This window comes from Agrobacterium sp., from assembly GCF_032092815.1.
In the GTDB taxonomy this organism is placed as follows: Bacteria; Pseudomonadota; Alphaproteobacteria; order Rhizobiales; family Rhizobiaceae; genus Agrobacterium.
The window spans coordinates 1-17,835 of sequence record NZ_DAMDBP010000064.1; the positions used below are offsets into that span (position 1 = coordinate 1).

General features: G+C 56.6%; 18 protein-coding genes. 8 read left to right on the top strand and 10 right to left on the bottom strand.

Features of this window, described 5'->3' with window-relative positions; all coding sequences use genetic code 11:
* The 8 genes from rpsD to RT613_RS22225 all read left to right on the top strand — a co-directional run.
* Positions 1–421: 30S ribosomal protein S4 (gene rpsD / locus RT613_RS22190; protein WP_313618549.1), on the top strand; the 421-nt coding region annotated here is incomplete at its 5' end.
* Positions 422–678: 257 nt separating this feature from the next.
* Positions 679–2,190, top strand: coding sequence for a glycosyltransferase family 39 protein (locus RT613_RS22195; RefSeq protein ID WP_313618550.1), 1,512 nt, complete (start codon positions 679–681; stop codon positions 2,188–2,190).
* Between the two features lie 27 nt (positions 2,191–2,217).
* Positions 2,218–3,210: a glycosyltransferase family 2 protein gene (locus RT613_RS22200; protein ID WP_313618551.1), complete on the top strand. Its 993-nt coding sequence runs from the start codon at positions 2,218–2,220 to the stop codon at positions 3,208–3,210.
* Positions 3,207–4,025: a ChbG/HpnK family deacetylase gene (locus tag RT613_RS22205; protein WP_313618552.1), complete on the top strand. Its 819-nt coding sequence runs from the start codon at positions 3,207–3,209 to the stop codon at positions 4,023–4,025. Before RT613_RS22200 ends, RT613_RS22205 begins: the two co-directional genes overlap by 4 nt.
* A 247-nt stretch (positions 4,026–4,272) precedes the next feature.
* Complete coding sequence (locus RT613_RS22210) at positions 4,273–5,202, top strand: glutaminase (protein WP_313618563.1); 930 nt, start codon at positions 4,273–4,275, stop codon at positions 5,200–5,202.
* Between the two features lie 88 nt (positions 5,203–5,290).
* Positions 5,291–6,199 carry a tRNA 2-thiocytidine(32) synthetase TtcA gene (gene ttcA, locus RT613_RS22215; RefSeq protein WP_313618553.1) on the top strand — a complete coding sequence of 303 codons (909 nt, stop codon included), beginning with the start codon at positions 5,291–5,293 and terminating at the stop codon, positions 6,197–6,199.
* 30 nt (positions 6,200–6,229) lie between these two features.
* Entirely contained in the window at positions 6,230–7,060 is an 831-nt protein-coding gene (locus tag RT613_RS22220; protein ID WP_313618554.1) for an inositol monophosphatase family protein, read from the top strand.
* Positions 7,054–7,893 carry an inositol monophosphatase family protein gene (locus RT613_RS22225; RefSeq protein ID WP_313618564.1) on the top strand — a complete coding sequence of 280 codons (840 nt, stop codon included), beginning with the start codon at positions 7,054–7,056 and terminating at the stop codon, positions 7,891–7,893. The genes RT613_RS22220 and RT613_RS22225 overlap by 7 nt, the downstream gene beginning before the upstream one ends.
* A gap of 829 nt (positions 7,894–8,722) precedes the next feature.
* Here RT613_RS22225 and RT613_RS22230 read toward each other — a convergent pair.
* The 10 genes from RT613_RS22230 to RT613_RS22275 all read right to left on the bottom strand — a co-directional run.
* Positions 8,723–9,928, bottom strand: coding sequence for a multidrug effflux MFS transporter (locus RT613_RS22230; RefSeq protein ID WP_313618565.1), 1,206 nt, complete (start codon positions 9,926–9,928; stop codon positions 8,723–8,725).
* A gap of 138 nt (positions 9,929–10,066) precedes the next feature.
* Positions 10,067–10,402, bottom strand: a complete 336-nt coding sequence (gene grxD / locus RT613_RS22235) for a Grx4 family monothiol glutaredoxin (protein ID WP_313618555.1) — start codon at positions 10,400–10,402, stop codon at positions 10,067–10,069.
* A 158-nt stretch (positions 10,403–10,560) separates the two neighbouring features.
* The gene (locus RT613_RS22240) at positions 10,561–10,824 is read right to left on the bottom strand and encodes a hypothetical protein (RefSeq protein WP_313618556.1); all 264 of its coding nucleotides are present in this window, start codon (positions 10,822–10,824) and stop codon (positions 10,561–10,563) included.
* A gap of 7 nt (positions 10,825–10,831) precedes the next feature.
* Entirely contained in the window at positions 10,832–11,065 is a 234-nt protein-coding gene (locus RT613_RS22245; RefSeq protein WP_313618557.1) for a BolA family transcriptional regulator, read from the bottom strand.
* Between the two features lie 18 nt (positions 11,066–11,083).
* On the bottom strand, positions 11,084–13,318 hold the full coding sequence (purL, locus tag RT613_RS22250) for a phosphoribosylformylglycinamidine synthase subunit PurL (protein WP_313618558.1): 2,235 nt from the start codon (positions 13,316–13,318) through the stop codon (positions 11,084–11,086).
* A 262-nt stretch (positions 13,319–13,580) separates the two neighbouring features.
* Entirely contained in the window at positions 13,581–13,928 is a 348-nt protein-coding gene (locus tag RT613_RS22255; RefSeq protein WP_313618559.1) for an antibiotic biosynthesis monooxygenase, read from the bottom strand.
* Positions 13,925–14,914 carry a zinc-dependent alcohol dehydrogenase family protein gene (locus RT613_RS22260; protein WP_313618560.1) on the bottom strand — a complete coding sequence of 330 codons (990 nt, stop codon included), beginning with the start codon at positions 14,912–14,914 and terminating at the stop codon, positions 13,925–13,927. The genes RT613_RS22255 and RT613_RS22260 overlap by 4 nt, the downstream gene beginning before the upstream one ends.
* A 61-nt stretch (positions 14,915–14,975) precedes the next feature.
* A complete protein-coding gene (locus tag RT613_RS22265) occupies positions 14,976–15,278 on the bottom strand; it encodes a metalloregulator ArsR/SmtB family transcription factor (protein ID WP_313618561.1) in 303 nt (100 codons plus the stop codon).
* Between the two features lie 750 nt (positions 15,279–16,028).
* Complete coding sequence (locus tag RT613_RS22270; RefSeq protein WP_313618566.1) at positions 16,029–16,583, bottom strand: acyloxyacyl hydrolase; 555 nt, start codon at positions 16,581–16,583, stop codon at positions 16,029–16,031.
* A 189-nt stretch (positions 16,584–16,772) separates the two neighbouring features.
* Positions 16,773–17,835 (bottom strand): PLP-dependent aminotransferase family protein (locus RT613_RS22275; RefSeq protein WP_313618562.1); only part of this gene is annotated, 1,063 nt, incomplete at its 5' end.

A 17,835-nucleotide genomic window follows, 5' to 3' on the forward strand; every position in this document is an offset into this window, starting at 1 on the left:
CGAAAAGCAGTTCCGCGCAACCTACGACGAAGCTAACCGTCGCAAGGGTGACACTTCCGAGAACCTGATCGGTCTGCTCGAGTCCCGTCTGGACGCGATCGTATACCGCGCAAAGTTCGTACCGACCGTTTTTGCATCGCGCCAGTTCATCAACCATGGCCACGTCACGGTTAATGGCGTTCGCGTTAACATCGGTTCTTACCGTTGCAAGCCAGGCGACGTTATCGAAGTTCGTCAGAAGTCCAAGCAGCTGACCGTTGTTCTGGAAGCTGTTGCTCTCGCTGAGCGCGACGTTCCTGACTACATCGAAGTTGATCACAACAAGATGGTTGCGACTTTTGCTCGCGTACCAGCTCTGTCTGACGTTCCATACCCAGTTGTTATGGAACCACACCTCGTGGTCGAATTCTACTCGCGCTAATAGCTGCGAGATCGAGTTTGAAAAAGCCGTCCTTCGGGGCGGCTTTTTTGTTTTGTCGGGGCGGGTGATGAAATTTTGAATTCGTCACTTCATCCCGGATTTTCGCACTTAATCCAGCCTTGATTTGGTGCGTATAAGCGCAGGAATACGCAAGACTGTGATGCAGTTCGCAAGCGACTGTGCTATCGGGGCTCACGCCTTGCGAAGTTATGAAATCAAGCCGCCAGAAACACCGGTGCGCTGTTGGGAATTTGACCATGGAACGTTCGGACAAGATCACCTTTGCTCAGGGAAGGACAGCTGCGATTGTCGGCGTCATTCTGTTGTTCGTTCTGGCGTTGACGCTGCATGCTTCGCTTTCAAAGCTCAATCTCGACCAATATGGCGACATGGTCGAAAACTATGCCTGGGGCGCCATTTGGCAGTGGGGCACTTACAAACATCCGCCATTCTTCGGCTGGGCGACGGCAGCGTGGTTTGAACTGTTGCCGCATGAGAACTGGGCCTATTTCCTGTTTTCCGCCGTCAATTGCGGCCTGACCTTTGCGGCCGTTTGGCGCATTGCCGCGCGCTTCGGTGATGGCAATGTGCAGTTGATGGCCGTCATCTGCGCCATGGTCATGCCGCCGCTGTCCTTCCTTGCCATCAAATACAATGCCAATTCGGCCATGACGCCGATCTGGGCCTGGCTGTTCGTGTTTTATCTGCGTGGTCTTGAAGGCCGCCGCCTTGTCGATGCGGTGATGATTGGCCTTCTGGCCACCGCTGCCATGCTGACCAAATACCATTCCGCCGTGGCGCTTCTGGCGCTGTTCCTGCATGCCAGCTTTGACAAGCAGGCGCGCTCGGCGCTGCTGTCTACCTTCGGCCTGACAGTCCTGGTGGTGTTTTTTGCCACGGTATCGGGTCATATCCTGTGGCTGTTCAAGCATGATTTCCTGCCAATCGTTTATGCCGCGGAGCAGGGCGATGGCGAATGGCTGCACATTGTCCTGAAAGCCGTCAAATTCGTGGTCGGCGTGCCGCTTTACACGATTGGTGCTTTGCTGTTGGTGCTGCTGGTGCGCCATGACAGAACCGAAAAGGGTGCGGCGTTCGAGCCGGCCAACATCAAGCGGTTGCGCGATACCGTACAGGGACGCGCACTGCTGGCTTTCAGCATCCTGCCATTTATCCTGACGATTATTCTTGGCTTTGCCGCACAAGCGGAACTGAGCGCCGTTTGGGTGCTGCCGATCTTCACGCCGATTGCTGTGCTGATCGCGCTTCTGGTGCCGCAGCCGTGGTTGCAGCGTAATGTCGGTCGCGCTTTGACGGTTGCCGTCATCTACCTGCTGGGCATGATAGCGTCAGCACCGGTCATTGCCATGCTTGACCGTAACTACGGTGAGTCCGAGGCATTTCGCAGTGTGCCGCTGGAAGCTGTGTCCGATCGCATTGATGAAATGTGGCTGGCTGAAAGCGGTGGTGCCAAGGGTTTTTATGTGGCAGGCAGTCGTGGTCTCGCCGATGGCACGTCGTTTTATTCGCGTTACGCGCCGCTGATCGTTGATGGTAACTCGGCAGAATTTGCCAAGGGTTACATCACGCCTGAGCTGGCGCGTCAAAAGGGCCTTGTTCTGGTTTGCTTCGAGGGCGAATCGAAATGCACAGATGCTTCAACGGAGCTGGTCGGTCCTTTGCCTGCACCACGCAAATTGCAAGTGACCGGCGTCAATGGCAAGGGTAACTGGAATATTCTGATCTGGCTTGTCAAACCGCAGAGCTGATCGGCAAAATCTGTAACGGAATTGAGAATGGCGCTTTTTTCACTCATCGTACCGTTTTTGAATGAGCGGGATAACGTGCCCGCATTTTCGGCCTTCATCACGAAGATCGCCGGTGAACTGCGTGAGAAATTCGCTCTCGATCTTGAGGTGGTGCTGGTGGATGACGGCAGTACCGATGACAGCGTGTTGCAATATGCGCAGAGCATGCCTGGCACATGGCGCATCGTCGAACTGAGCCGCAACTTCGGCAAGGAAGTGGCGGTGTTTGCCGGTCTGGAAGAGTGCAGGGGCGATCTGGTGATGATCATGGATGCAGACATGCAGCATCCATGGCATGTGGCGCTCGACATGATCTCACAACTTGTTGCAGATGATAATCTTGATGCTGTCTATGCGGTGCGTGATGACCGCATGCAGGAATCGATGAAAAAGGCAGCCGCCGTCCATCTGTTCTATTGGTTGATCAATTTCCGCCAGCGTTTCATCGTGCCGGAAAATGCCGGTGATTTCCGCGTCATGCGTCGCCCGGTTGTCGAAGCGATGCTGAAAATCCGAGACCGCCGTCGTTTCAACAAGGGGCTTTATGCCTGGGCAGGCTTCCGCCAGAAGGCGATTGGTTATGTGCCGGATGAGCGCCAGCACGGCGCAACCAAATGGTCCAACCTGTCGCTGCTGTCCTTGTCGGTGGAAGGCATCACCTCATTTTCGGCGCTGCCACTGCGGCTGGTGTCGTTTGCAGGTGCGCTGGTCGGCTTTTGCGGCATTGCCTATGGCCTGAAGATCATTTTCGAAGTGCTGTTTTACGGCGTTTACGTGCCCGGTTATCCAAGCCTTATGGTGGCGGTATCGGTACTGGGCGGTTTTAACCTGGCGCTGCTTGGGCTGCTTGGCGAATATATCTGGGTCGGCATTGCCGAAACCAAGAACCGTCCGCTTTATCTGGTGCGCCGCATTCACAAATCCACTGATGTTCACCAGGTCAACGACCAGCCACAGCCTGTCGAAAAAGAGCAGCCATGAGCATGGCAGCCGGACATGTGTTTCTGGTTGCCGATGACTATGGCCTGTCGCCGGCGGTCAGCAATGGCATTCGTCACCTGATATCAAATGGCAAGCTGTCCGGCACCGGCTGCATGACATTGTTTCCGGAATGGTCTGGCGAAGCGGCAAAGCTGAGGGCATGTCAGGGATATAGCAATATCTTTACCGGCATTCACCTGACCCTGACCGATTTTAAACCGCTGACCGATGGCGTTGCGATTTGCAGGGATGGCAGGCTTTTGCCGCTGAAGGAACTGATTCTTGCGGCACTACGGCCATCTCAGGAGCTGACAGCGCAGATACACGCTGAACTGGATGCGCAGTTGGCGGCCTTCACCAAAGAGATGGGGCATTTGCCGCATTATCTCGATGGCCACCAGCATGTCCATTTCCTGCCGCCGGTACGGTCATGGCTGAAAAACCGGTTTCAAACCCTTGCTCAAGATGGTGGAGCGCCATGGGTGCGTGGTGCACCGGCGGTCGATTTTTCGCAAGGTTTGAAGATTGGCCTGAAAACCTGTTTCGTGGCCGGGCTGGCATGCGGTTTTGATGGCGAGATGCGCAGCACAGGGTTTCAGGTTCAGGGGCCGCTTCGCGGTTTTTACGACTGGCAACAGGCGGAAAAATTTGGCTCGGTGCTGCGGGGGCGTGTTGGCGATGGCACCGTGATGATGTGCCACCCCGGTTATGTCGATGACGTGCTGCAAGCGCGCGATCCGCTGACTGGTGCGCGGGCGGAAGAACTGCGCCTGCTGGAGATAGATTTGCCGTTCGCGTTGGCGAAGCGGGTTTAGTCTCCACGTTTCGACCTCTCTCAACGTCATCCTTGGGCTTGTCCCAAGGATCTAAGCCGGTTCTTGTCATGCGACGTGGATAGATCCTCGGCACAGGGCCGAGGATGACGAAGGAAACGGTATCGCGCTTGGCTATGCCACCATTTCCAACAATCTGACCTCATTCGCCCTCACGCGATAGTGGCATTGATTTTGCTTTTGATGTAGCCAACAGAACCGAATGACAGTGGCGAATAAGGGCTTGGGCATGCAGGATATTCAGCTCATCATAAACCGCATCCATGATGCGATGGTGCCAAGACTGGGTGAGGGAAAGGTCGCAGACTATATTCCCGAGCTTGCCAAGATCGATCCCAAGCAGTTCGGGATTGCCGTGACCACCGTTGAGGGTGAAACCTTCGTTGCCGGTGATGCCTTGGTGCCATTTTCCATACAGAGCATTTCCAAGGTGTTCATGCTGACGCTGGCGCTCGGCAAGGCAGGTGAAACCGTGTGGAACAGGGTAGGGCGCGAACCCTCCGGTTCGGCCTTCAATTCCATTGTCCAGCTTGAGCGTGAGTCGGGCATTCCCCGGAACCCCTTCGTCAATGCCGGGGCAATCGTTGTCAGTGATATCGTGATGGCCGGCCACCAGCCGCGCGAGGCAATCGGCGAGTTGCTGCGTTTCGTGCAATATGTTGCCGATGATGACAGCATCATCATCGACAATGCCGTGGCGAAGTCGGAAAATGCCACCGGCTACCGCAACTATGCGCTGGCCAATTTCATGCGCTCATTTGGCAATCTGCACCACCCGGTCGAACATGTGCTGGGCGTCTATTTCCACCAATGCGCACTGGCCATGACCTGCAGCCAGCTGTCGCGGGCTGGCCTGTTTCTGGCCAATCAGGGCCGCAATCCGCTGAGCGGCCACACGGTTGTATCGGCGCGGCGCGCCAAACGTATCAATGCGCTGATGCTGACCTGCGGCCATTATGATGGGTCTGGTGACTTTGCCTATCATGTCGGCCTGCCGGGCAAGAGTGGCGTCGGTGGCGGCATTCTGGCCATTGCACCTGGCAAGGCATCGATTGCGGTGTGGTCGCCCGGCCTCAACAAGGTCGGCAACTCCGCACTTGGCTCGGCAGCCCTGGAAATGCTGGCCAATGAAACAGGCTGGTCGGTATTCGGGGCTTGATCTTGCCGGATTATACAGGCATTTGCTGGATGGCAGCCCGTATTAGCGCCCGAATTAGCGCCTGAATTAGCGAAAGTGCAATCGTTCCATGAATATTGCGACAGACATGAATTCCGTCGATGACGTCGAGGATGGTGCTGAGGACATTTCCTCGCACGCGCTGTTTGCGCATGCGCCACGGTCGGTCTCGTTTAACAAGCTGCGCAAGCGCCTGCTGCGCAATGTGCGCCAGGCATTCGAAGACTTCGATATGTTGAAGGGCCAGAAGCGATGGCTGATTGGTCTGTCCGGCGGCAAGGACAGCTACGGTCTGCTGGCGCTGCTGATGGACCTGAAATGGCGTGGCCTGCTGCCGGTCGATCTGGTGGCCTGCAATCTCGATCAGGGCCAGCCGAATTTCCCCAAACATATCCTGCCGGAATATCTGGCCTCGATTGGCGTGGAACACCGCATCGAATACCGCGACACCTATTCGGTGGTGAAGGAAAAAATGCCGAATGGCGGCACCTACTGTTCGCTCTGTTCGCGTCTGCGCCGCGGCAATCTTTACCGCATTGCCCGCGAAGAGGGCTGTGATGCGCTGGTGCTTGGCCATCACCGCGAAGACATTCTTGAAACCTTCTTCATGAACTTTTTTCATGGTGGTCGTCTAGCCGGCATGCCGGCAAAGCTTTTGAACGACGAAGGCGATCTGATGCTGTTGCGGCCGCTGGCCTATTGCGCGGAAGACGATATGGCGAAGTTCGCCACCGCCATGCAGTTCCCGATCATTCCCTGCGATCTCTGCGGCTCGCAGGACGGCCTGCAACGAAACGCCATGAAGGACATGCTGGCCGATATCGAGCGGCGTATGCCGGGCCGCAAGGACACCATGTTGCGGGCGCTGGCCCACGTTAATCCCTCGCATTTGCTGGACAGCAAGCTGTTTGATTTTTCGAGCCTCGCTGTCACGGAAGCGTCATCTAACGCGGATAGGGAAACGAACCCGCCTGTTTAAAGACCCGCCTGCTTGAAGAAATGTCCCTTTATGTCCCTCAGCGATAAAGACATCGAATTCCTCGTTGCAACGGTGCGCGACGCCGCTGCAACTGAAATCCTTCCCCGCTTCAGAAATCCCGACAGCCAGTCGGTTGCGGAAAAGACATCCTCCATCGATCTGGTCACCGAGGCCGATATTGAAACGGAAAAGCGCATTACCGCCGCCATCCGTTCGCTCTATCCAACTGCCCATATCGTCGGTGAAGAAACCTATGACGCCGATCCGTCAGTTGTGCCTGCACTGGCCGATGCGGAACTGGCCTTCGTGATCGATCCGGTCGACGGCACCTTCAACTTCGCTTCCGGTCTTGCCGCCTTTGGATCGCTGCTCGCCGTCACCATCAAGGGTGAAACGGTTGCCGGTATCATCCACGACCCGGTGCTGGGAGATACGCTGGTGGCAGTCAAAGGGGCAGGCGCCCATTTTCACAGCCGCAGCGGCGAGGTGACGCCAATCAAGGTTGCCGCACCCGTGGCGCTGGATGAGATGGTTGGCATCTACGCCTGGGGGCACAGCACGTTGGATCGCCGCCCGGTCATTGCCGCCAACATGGCAAAGATCCGCATGGCATTGGCGCTCAACTGCTCTGCACATGAATATTGGCTTGCCGCATCGGGCAAGGTTCACTTTATCGGCCACGAAAAGCTGATGCCCTGGGATCACCTTGCCGGTGTTCTCGTGCACCAGGAAGCCGGTGGTTACACGGTAAAGCTGGATGGTACGCCTTATCGCCCCGGAGAGACCTCCGGCGGCATTCTGTCGGCTCCCGACAAGGAAAGCTGGAAGATGATACGGCGCGAAATTTTGGGTATCTGGTAGCTGAAAGGAACAGGTCATGTCTCTCGAACTCGTCGCTTGCCAACACGCTGCAGGAGGCGGCAGCCGTGGAAATCATGCCGCGGTTCCGCAATCTCGGTGATGGCGATGTACGCATGAAAACCGAGGCCATCGACCTCGTGACGGAGGCTGACGAGGCCGCCGAGCGTCTGATCCGCGCCCGCGTTGAAGAGATCATGCCAAACGCGCTGTTCGTGGGTGAGGAGGCCGTGGCTGCCGATCCTTCGCTCCTGACCAAACTGGGTGACGCTGATCTTGCCGTGGTGGTCGATCCGATTGACGGCACCTTCAACTTTGCCTCCGGCCTGCCGCTGTTTGGCGTGATGATGAGCGTTGTCTCCAAGGGCGAGACGGTTGCTGGCATCATCTTCGATCCGTTGGGCAATGACTGGCTGATCGCCGAAAAGGGCTCTGGCGCATGGCTATGCGCGCCGGATGGCAACCAGACGCAAATGCATGTGTCTCCGGCACCTGACCTCTCGCAGATGGTCGGCATTGCCAATACAGGTTATTTCGACATCGAGACCCGCCGCAAGATCCTCGTCAATCTGGCCGATGTGCGCCTGTTCACCAGCTACCGCTGCGCAGCCCATGAATACCGCGTGTTCTGCGGCGGCCACATGCACTTCCTGATGTACAACAAGCTGATGCCGTGGGACCACCTGGCCGGTACACTGATCTCGCAGGAAGCGGGTGCTTACGCGGCACGTCTGGATGGCTCTCCATACCTGCCAAGCCATGTGGATGGCGGCCTGTTGCTGGCGCCGGACAAGGATTCCTGGAACTTGCTGAAGAACCACATCTTCACGGTGTGATTGGCTTTAGGGTCTGATGGACCCCGTTGTCTAACAGACATCGAGATAGAGACCACAATAAAGGCGCTGCTGGATGACAGTGGCGCCTTTTTGTATTCTTAGGCAATTACGTTCTGTCCTCATTTCTGTGCTTGTCACAGAAATCCAGTGGAGCGCGTCTGCGCGACGAAAGAACTCTTTTCAGCCCAAAGACTTGGGCTGGCCTGGATTCCTGTGACATCCCTCGGGCAAGCCCGAGGACAGAGATGAGGGAGTTCGGAGCGCCCACCCAGCCACATACGATAGCCGCCAGGGCGGGGCAGCGCGGCTGGCGCGCCTACCTTTACCCTTGTGGGAGAGGAAGAAAAATCATCATCTTAGCTTGCTAAGTGATAGATTTTTCAGGCGAGGGGTTCTGTTCTGCCTCACCCATACCTGCCGTCATGTCAGGCCTTGTCCATGATATCTAACCACGTATCCGCTACCGTAACATGGTTGGTTGGCGTGATTAGATCCTCGCCACAGGGGCGAGGATGACGTCAAGTGAATGGTTGCCTCACTCTCCACCTCATGCCTCGTGCTTGTCACAGGCATCTAGTCGTCACGCGTCTGCGCGACGAAAAAGTCTTCTCATCCCAAGGACTTGGTCTGGCCTGGATTCCTGTGACAAGCACAGGAATGAGGTCCGCGCGGGTGGACAGACGCGAGAAAACACACGTCCCGGAAAACATCACATTCAGCATCAATGGCCGCACAAAAAAAGGCGCCACTGGATGACAGCGGCGCCTTTTGTATGTGGATGTCTGTTTTCCTCACCCCATGGCGGGCACGGGGGCGAGGGGAAACCGTATCAGACCGGCTTGTTGTGCGGGTGGAACAGCTGACCCTTTTCACCGATCAGCACGAACACCAGACCAACCAGCGAGACGGTAAAGAAGCCGGCGACCATTGGCAGGGCAGTGCCATCGAAGGACTGGCCGATCAGCGCACCGATCAGCGAGCCGCCAACCGTGCCCATGAAACCGATGACGGAGGACGCCGTGCCGGCGACGTGGCCGAGTGGCTCCATGGCCAGCGAGTTGAAGTTGGAGCCGATCCAGCCGAACTGGAACATTGCCAGGGCAAACAACACGATGAACAGCGCAAACGGCATTGGCTGCGGGCCGTAGATCTGAATGAGCAGCCACACGAAGGTGATGACGATGAAGCCGATCAACGAACCATGCGACAGTCTGCGCATGCCAAAACGGCCAACCAGACGGGCATTGATGAAGGACGACAGCGCCATGAACAGGGCAACGCCGGCAAAGGCCAGCGCAAACCACTGACCCAGCTGATAAACACCCTTGTAGACCTGCTCAGCCGAATTGATGAAGCCGAACAGCGCACCGAAGATGAAGGTGCTGGAGAGTGTGTAACAGAGTGCGATGCGGTTGGTCAGAACGATCTTGAAGCCGCTCAGAACCGACTTGACCGTGAAGGGACGCACATCTTCCGGGTGCAATGTTTCCGGCAGGCGGTAATACATCCATGAACCGATGACCACGGCCATAAAAGCCATGAACACGAAGATCAGGTGCCAGTCACCAAACAGCAGAACGATCTGGCCGGTGCCCGGTGCAATAACCGGAACGACCATGAACACCATCATGATCAGCGACATGACTTCGGCCATCTGGCGTCCGCCGTAAACGTCACGAACGATCGACACGGTGATGACGCGGGTGGCGGCAGAACCGATGCCCTGAATGAAGCGAAGCGCCAGCACGCCGGCAAAAGATGGCACGAACACCACCGCAATCGACGACACAACGTAAATGGCAAGGCCAAACAACATGGGCTTGCGACGACCAAAACGGTCGGAAATCGGCCCATAACCCAGCTGCGCAATACCAAAGCCCAGCAGATAGGCCGAGATGACGTATTGGCGGTGGTTTTCATTTTCGACGCCAAGTGCAGCGCCGATTTCCTGCAGGCCCGGAAGCATGATGTCGATGGCCAGTGCGTTGAGCGCCATCAGCATGGCGGCAAGAGCGATAAATTCCACTCTGCCCATGGTTTTCAAAACCGGATTGCCGGATTGTGAAGGATTTGTCACAGAAATATTCCCAAAAGAACGGCAAAGGCGTTGCAGAATGCAACGCCTCGCAAATTCATAACAATCGGGTGTCGGGGTGGAGAACCCCGGCAAAAATCAGGCCGCGCCGCGGACCTCGATACCCTGTTCTTGTAATTGGCTCTGGAGTTCACCGGACTGGAACATTTCTCTTACGATGTCACAGCCGCCGACGAACTCACCCTTGATGTAAAGCTGGGGAATGGTTGGCCAGTTGGAGTAATCCTTGATGCCCTGACGCAGGTCAGCATCGGCAAGCACGTTGATGCCCTTGTACTCAACGCCGATATAGTCAAGGATCTGAACGACCTGACCGGAGAAACCACACTGTGGAAACTGCGGTGTTCCCTTCATGAACAGAACGATATCGTTGCTCTTCACTTCATTGTCGATCACTGCGTTAATATCGCTCATGGCCATTTCCTTTCACACGCGGTTCAAAAGCCGCTGCTTTGATATTCCGACTAGATAACACTTTGGTGTCGTTTTTCCAGCGCGTAAGCTGAAAAATTGCAAAGGTCTCATATGCCTGTGCTGCATAGCAGCCAATGGCAAAGCCACTTTGCCTGACGTCAAATACCGCGCTGTTTGCTGCGCGATGCAGCGGTGCGGCGTTTGCTCGTCTGTTTGCGAGCGGGCTGGCGCTTGGGCTTGGCCGTTTTTTTCACGCCGCCCAACGCACTCTCCAGTATCGTCTCCGCCAGACTGCCCGCAACAGATTTGCTGCGGGTTTTCCGGCGGGTCCGTTTTGTGGTCTTCACACCTGTCTTTTTAAGAATTTCCGACATGGCGCTTTTCACCACGCCGGAAATGACCTCTTCAATCAGGCTTGCCATGGTTTTCTCAATCCGGGGCCGAGGTTTGCAGGGCAAGCGCATGCAGCACACCGCCCATGTTGCCCTTCAGGGCATCATAAACCATCTGGTGCTGCTGCACACGTGTTTTACCCTTGAAGGCATCCGCAACGACTTCCGCTGCGTAGTGATCGCCATCGCCAGCCAGATCGCGAATCGTGACCTTTGCGCCGGGAATGCCAGCCTTGATCATGTCTTCAATATCGCCAGGGTTCATTGGCATGGTGTCAGCTCCCTTTTCTTATTCTGCTGCGGCCAAGGATGGCCCATCCATGAACTCAGGGAACCATGATTCATGGGCCAAAAGCAATTGCTTAATCGACACAGGCTTTGCACTTCCCAGTGATACCTCGGAGCCGCCGGTCTTGCCGATGACAGGGCATTCCACACCGGCTTCGCTGGCGCGTTTTGCAACGGTTTCAACATTGTCCTGGGCAACGGTCAGAACGTAACGGCCCTGGTCTTCGCCGTAGAAGGCAAGTACCGGATCGTTGTTCTCAGGCTGGTTGATGGTGGCACCAACGCCGCCAGCAATTGCCATTTCAGCAACGGCAACACCCAGACCACCCGAAGAGCAATCGTGAACGGCGGTCGCAAGACCATCATTGATCAGCGCGCGAACGAAATCGCCAACCTTCTTTTCCTTGGCGAGATCGACATGCGGGGCAGGGCCATCGATACGGCCGTGAATGTCGCGCATGTAAACGGACTGGGCAATATGTGTGCCGAGACCCTGTGGTGCGCCAGCCAGAAGAACGGCTTCGCCTTCCGCTGCAAAACGGATGCGTGCCATCTTGGCCCAGTCACCGAGCAGACCAACGCCGCCGATGGTCGGGGTTGGCAGGATCGCCTGACCGTTGGTCTCGTTGTACAGCGACACGTTGCCGGAAACGATCGGGAATTCCAGCACGGTGCAGGCTTCGCCGATGCCCTTGATGGCATGAACCAGCTGGCTCATGATTTCAGGCTTTTCCGGGTTGCCGAAGTTGAGGTTGTCGGTGGCAGCCAGTGGCAATGCGCCAGTGGCGGTGATGTTGCGCCAGCATTCTGCAACAGCCTGCTTGCCGCCTTCAAACGGATCTGCCTCAACGTAACGTGGCGTAACGTCAGACGAGAAGGCAAGTGCCTTGCTGTAATGGCCTTCCACGCGCACAACGCCTGCGTCACCGCCTGGAAGCTGCAGCGAGTTGCCCTGGATGAGCGTGTCGTACTGCTCGTAAACCCAGCGGCGCGAAGAGCCGTTTGGCGAACCGATGAGCTTGACCAGCGCGTCGGCAATGTCAGCCTGTGGCACGTCATTGGCAGCAAGTGGTGCAGGCACCTTGGCCGGCGTCCACGGACGATCATATTCCGGAGCCTCGTCGCCCAGTTCCTTGATCGGCAGGTTGGCAACTTCTTCACCGCCATGAATGACGCGGAAGCGCAGGTCATCGGTGGTCTTGCCTACGATGGCGAAATCCAGACCCCACTTGATGAAGATGGCCTTGGCCACATCTTCCTTGGAAGGCTCCAGAACCATCAACATGCGTTCCTGGCTTTCAGACAGCATCATTTCATAGGCTGTCATGCGCTCTTCACGCACCGGAACCTGATCGAGAATGAGCTCGATGCCGAGATTGCCCTTGGCACCCATTTCAACGGCAGAGCAGGTCAGACCCGCTGCACCCATGTCCTGAATGGCGATAACCGCACCTGTCTTCATCAGTTCAAGGCAGGCTTCCAGCAGGCACTTTTCGGTGAAGGGGTCGCCAACCTGAACGGTTGGGCGCTTTTCTTCGATGGATTCGTCAAACTCTGCCGATGCCATGGTCGCACCGCCCACGCCGTCACGGCCGGTCTTGGCGCCGAGGTAAACGACAGGCAGGCCAACGCCCTTGGCTTCCGACAGGAAGATGGCGTCAGACTTGGCAAGGCCAGCCGCAAAGGCGTTGACCAGAATATTGCCGTTGTAACGGGCGTCGAACTCGACTTCGCCGCCAACCGTTGGCACGCCGAAGGAGTTGCCGTAACCGCCAACACCAGCAACAACGCCGGATACCAGATGGCGGGTCTTGGGGTGGTCAGGTGCGCCAAAACGCAAGGCGTTCATGGCAGCGACCGGACGCGCACCCATGGTGAAAACGTCACGCAGAATGCCGCCAACGCCGGTTGCCGCGCCCTGGTAAGGCTCGATGTAAGATGGGTGGTTGTGGCTTTCCATCTTGAAGATAACACAGTCGCCGTCATCAATGTCGACCACGCCGGCATTTTCGCCCGGGCCCTGAATAACGCGCGGACCCTTGGTCGGCAGTGTCTTCAACCACTTCTTGGAAGACTTGTAAGAGCAGTGCTCGTTCCACATTGCCGAGAAAATGCCAAGCTCGGTAAAGGTTGGTTCGCGTCCGATCAGTTGGAGGATGCGCTGGTATTCATCCGGCTTGAGGCCGTGCGATGCAACGAGTTCCGGGGTGATCTGGATGTGATTAGGAATAGCCATAGGTCTCACGAGGTTCGAGCCGGTAGGAAGTTTCCGGTTCTTTAGCGCAAGATAAGTTCAGGTGCGACAGGAAAATGTACGGATTACCCACCAAATGCAGAGTTTTGAACGGGTGGCTTGCCGGGCCGTCCATTTCTGCAGTGCAAGTCTTGCGCCTGAAAGTGCCGGGCGAGGACCCGACACGTGATATGCAGTTGAGATGGAGTTGATCGATGGGCGGTTGGTTGGGGAAGGCTCATCCGCCCATCCTTTTGTCGCGCATTTAAAGAAGGTCGTCTCCCGCCGGAAACGCGCCGCCTTCAATATGGTGGACTTTCGGTTCCTGCGAAAAATACTCCTGCAAAGCTGCCATGAACAGCTGGTGGTCTTCACTGGCCTCAAAGCGCGGTGTGTGGTCCTCAAGAGACCGCCACCGCACAATGAGGTGAAAAACATCGGGCTGCTCGATACCCTGCGCCAGGAGGTGGCCGAGATATCCCGGCGCACGGTGGAGCAGGGGCGCAACATCGTCAAATGCCTGCCGGAAGGCTTCGGTCATTTCCGCGTGCACCGGCAGGTGAGCGATCTCGTAAATCATGCTCGCAGCTTTCTTGTCAGTTGCTGTGGTCATGAGGCTGCGCCCGGTATGTTTGCCGATGGGTCAACCGCAATGGCGATCTTCCCCCTGATGCCGTTATGCGGTGTTTCAAGCCGCGCATGGGCAAGGGAAATGTCTGCCAGCGGATAGACAGCACCAACATGTGGGCGCAGCTGGCCGCGTTCTACGAGGGTTGTCAGCTCATCGAGCTTGCCACGGTTCTGCCGGGTGAACACGAAGTGGTAACTGGCGTTTTTGCCCCAGGCTTCAATCAGGTTCTGCGGCTGCGCAATATCGACAATCGAGACAACACGACCAAGCTGAGCCAGCACGTCAGGGCTGCGAGACAAGGTATCGCCACCAAGCGTGTCGAACACCACGTCAACACCCTGACCATTGGTCTGCTGCATGATGACATCGACATAATTGTCTTTGGTATAATCGATGACGACATCGGCACCCATGCTGCGCGCAAACTCGAAGTTTTCTTCGCGCACGGTGGTGAAAACCTTGGCACCAACGGCTTTGGCAATCTGGATCGCCACATGGCCAACGCCGCCGGCACCGCCATGGATCAGGATGCTTTCACCCACTCTGAGTGCTGCACGCCCGACCAGCGCTTCCCAGGCCGTGCCTCCGACCAGGCTGAGGCTTGCTGCCTCGAGATGGTTGAGTGCTGCGGGTTTGCGGCCGATGATGGTTTCATTGGCAATATGGTATTCGGCGTAACTGCCGGGACCGTCGAAAATCTGCGGCGTGTACCAGACCTCGTCACCGACCGAAAATGCCGTCACGCCGGGACCGACGGCTTCAACAACGCCGGATATGTCATGGCCGGTAATGGCCGGCAGCGGAACGTAGTCGCGGTAGTCGCCACGTCTGACCTGGTAGTCCAGCGGGTTGATGGATGTGGCGTGCACGCGCACCAGAACCTGGCCGGCCTGTGGAGCAGGCTTTGGCACTTCAACAAGCTCGAAGCTGTCAGGGCCGCCGAATGAATTAAGGGTCATCGCTTTCATTGTCGTTCCTTGTTTCGTTAAAAAGAGATATCGAGAAATCTCGATATTATATGGCAAAAGATCAGAGATCTTTGCCGATGATCTCGGCGAGAGCGCTGATCGTTGCCTCGTTGCGTTTATAATAGGTCCATTGACCGATCCGTCTGGCCTCAACCAGACCGGCGCGCTGCAGCGTCGAGAGATAGTCGGACACCGTCGATTGCGACAGGCCGACACCTTCCTGAATGCTGCTGACGCAGACGCCCACCACATGAACATCCCCTTCGTCTTGCGGAGGGAAGTTCTTTTCCGGGTCTTTCAAACCACGCACGATATCAAGACGGGTGCGGTTCGACAGGGCTTTAAATATCTCGATCAATTCCATGGCAGGAAAATATCGGGATTTACCGATATGTCAATACGGTTGGCTGTGGCGGTGACTTCGACTTTGGCAGGGGGGGGCAGAGGCGCGACACACCACATGCTCGACGTCATCCTCGCCGCGGTAGTGAGGATCTAATCACGCCAGCCATGTCAGTTTCGTTTGACGAGATGTGATTAGATCCTAGGGACAAGCCCTAGGATGATGTTGTGGGGATGGAACGGCATGACAAAATCAAAACCCCTCACTTGCGATTTCTAACACTTGAGGCGCTTCGCTTACCTCAAGATGTTGAAATCGCTTTCTCTCCCACAAGGGGAGAGATGGGTGGGTGCCGTGCCCATTCAGCAAGTCAGGAGCAGTTGAGGTTGATGTGGTCATCCGATCCAATGCGATTTTGTAGAGATGCTACGCGACGGTGCGGCTGGCGCCTTACCTCTACCCTTGTGGGAGAGGAAGAAAAATCATGGTCTTAGCTTGCTAAGTCATAGATTTTTCAGGTGAGGGGGTATTGTCCAGCAACGCTCATTGATTGACGCAGACGCTTCCACAAACGCCCCTCATACCTCGTCCTCGGGCCTGACCCTAGGGATGTCAGAGCGATCCAGTCGCCACGCGTCTGCTCAGCGGATAGAGCTTTTTCAGCCCCAAGACTGGGGCTGGTCTGGATTCCTGTGACAGGCACAGGAATGAGGGACTCTGGGGGCTAGGATGACGTTGCGAATGAAGGCGGCCTTCTATCGTGGCCGCTTTTTAAAACCTGTAGCCCAGCATCACACCGGCACGGGTAAGGCCGTCATTGGGGCCGTCGCAGAGATTGGCATGGGAGGCATGTTCAATCTGCGTGGAGATGTTCCAGTTCTGATTGATACGGTAGCCAACAGCGGCATATTCGCGGAACAGGAAACGACAGCCAAGCTGTGCACCGGTTTCCGATCCGGTGTTTCTCAAATTGCCATCGTGCCAGAGGCCGCCAAAACCGAGGTCGAGAAAGATCTTGTCGTTCAGATCGAGTGTCCAGTTGATACCGCCATACACCGTATTGGCAGACCCTTCGGTGCCGATTTCACCGCCCAGATGCACGCGCGGACGCAGCAGCTTGTCGGAAAAGCTGTCGGCTGTCGCATTATCAAACGGGTCGAAATACACGGTCACAGCCGGGAAGACACCGTCTTCGCCGTTATGGCTGCTGGCGAGCGAAGTGGTCGCACCAAATCGCAATTCGTCGAAGATGTTGCCATCAGCCGCATTGGCAAACTGGCTCAAGGGCAAAAGGAAGGTACAGGTGGTAAGAACCTTGGCAATCATTGCCTTGGCATTTGCAAAATGCAGACTGCCCATACGAATCGTTCCCAGACAAGGTTGTCATGGAACGTGACATATTCTGGCGGAAGGTAAAAGGCGCCAATGGCTTATTGTCCGGGCTGTTGCACAAATGACTCTGGCGGCTGACGGGCCTTTTGTCGTTGGCGCCCGTCGTGTCGTGTCGCAGAACAGTTACGCCATGCTGTCGTAACTTACCGAGCCATTGTCCAACAGGCGGCGCAAGGTGTGCAGGTGGCGGGCCAGCTCGTCACGGGTGTTGGGGGCGGAAAAACTGATGCGGACCCGGTGATAGACCTTTTCCGAGCGTCCGGCTTTGAACTCATCCTCATCATCAATCAGAATGCCTTCCTTGCGGGCTGCATTACGGAAGGTGCCGGAAAGCCAGGGTTCGGGCAGTTTCAGCCACACAAAGGCGATGTCAGGGTTGGAATTGAATTCGAGGCCGGAAAAGATCTGCCGCACCATTTGCTCACGCGCATTGACCTCGGCAATACAGGCCTCGCGGATGCGATGCGCATCGCCGCTCAACACCAGCCGTGAACAGAGTTCAGCCAGCAGGAAGGGCAGGCCGCCAGTCATCATCTTGTGAGCAGTGCGCACCCGGGTGCTGAAATGCGGCGGACAGGCAACCCAGCCACCACGAACACCGGCGGCAACCGATTTGGACAGGCTGCCCACCAGAAATGTCTGTTCCGGTGCCAGTTGCGCAATCAGCGGAATATCATCACGGCACATAGCACCATAAAGATTGTCTTCAATGATCCAGACATTGTGCCTGTGAGCGATGTCAGCAATCGCCTTGCGGCGCTCAAGTGGCAATGTCGCCGTGGTTGGGTTCTGGCCCGATGACATCAGGAAAATCATCTTGGGATGCTGCTGGGCACAGACCCGCTCGAAATCCTCGGGGATAATACCGTTTTCATCGGAATCCACCAGCGCAATTCGCCGGCCGGCCAGCGCGGCACTGCGGCTGATCTGCGAATAGGTGACATGTTCAAAGGCAATGCGATCGCCCGGTGAGGTCACCGCGCCAATAATCCCCATGACAGCGGCATGGGCACCAATGGTCGGCACGACATTTTCCGGGCTTGGCGACCAGCCGTTCTGCGCCAGCCAGTGTGCACCGGCAACCGACCATTCCTCGGGAAAGTCACGGGCGTAGCTGGCGACCTGTGCGGCACGCTCGGCCATGATGGCGGCCAGATGCTGCTCGATCAGCGCCGCCTGGCCAACG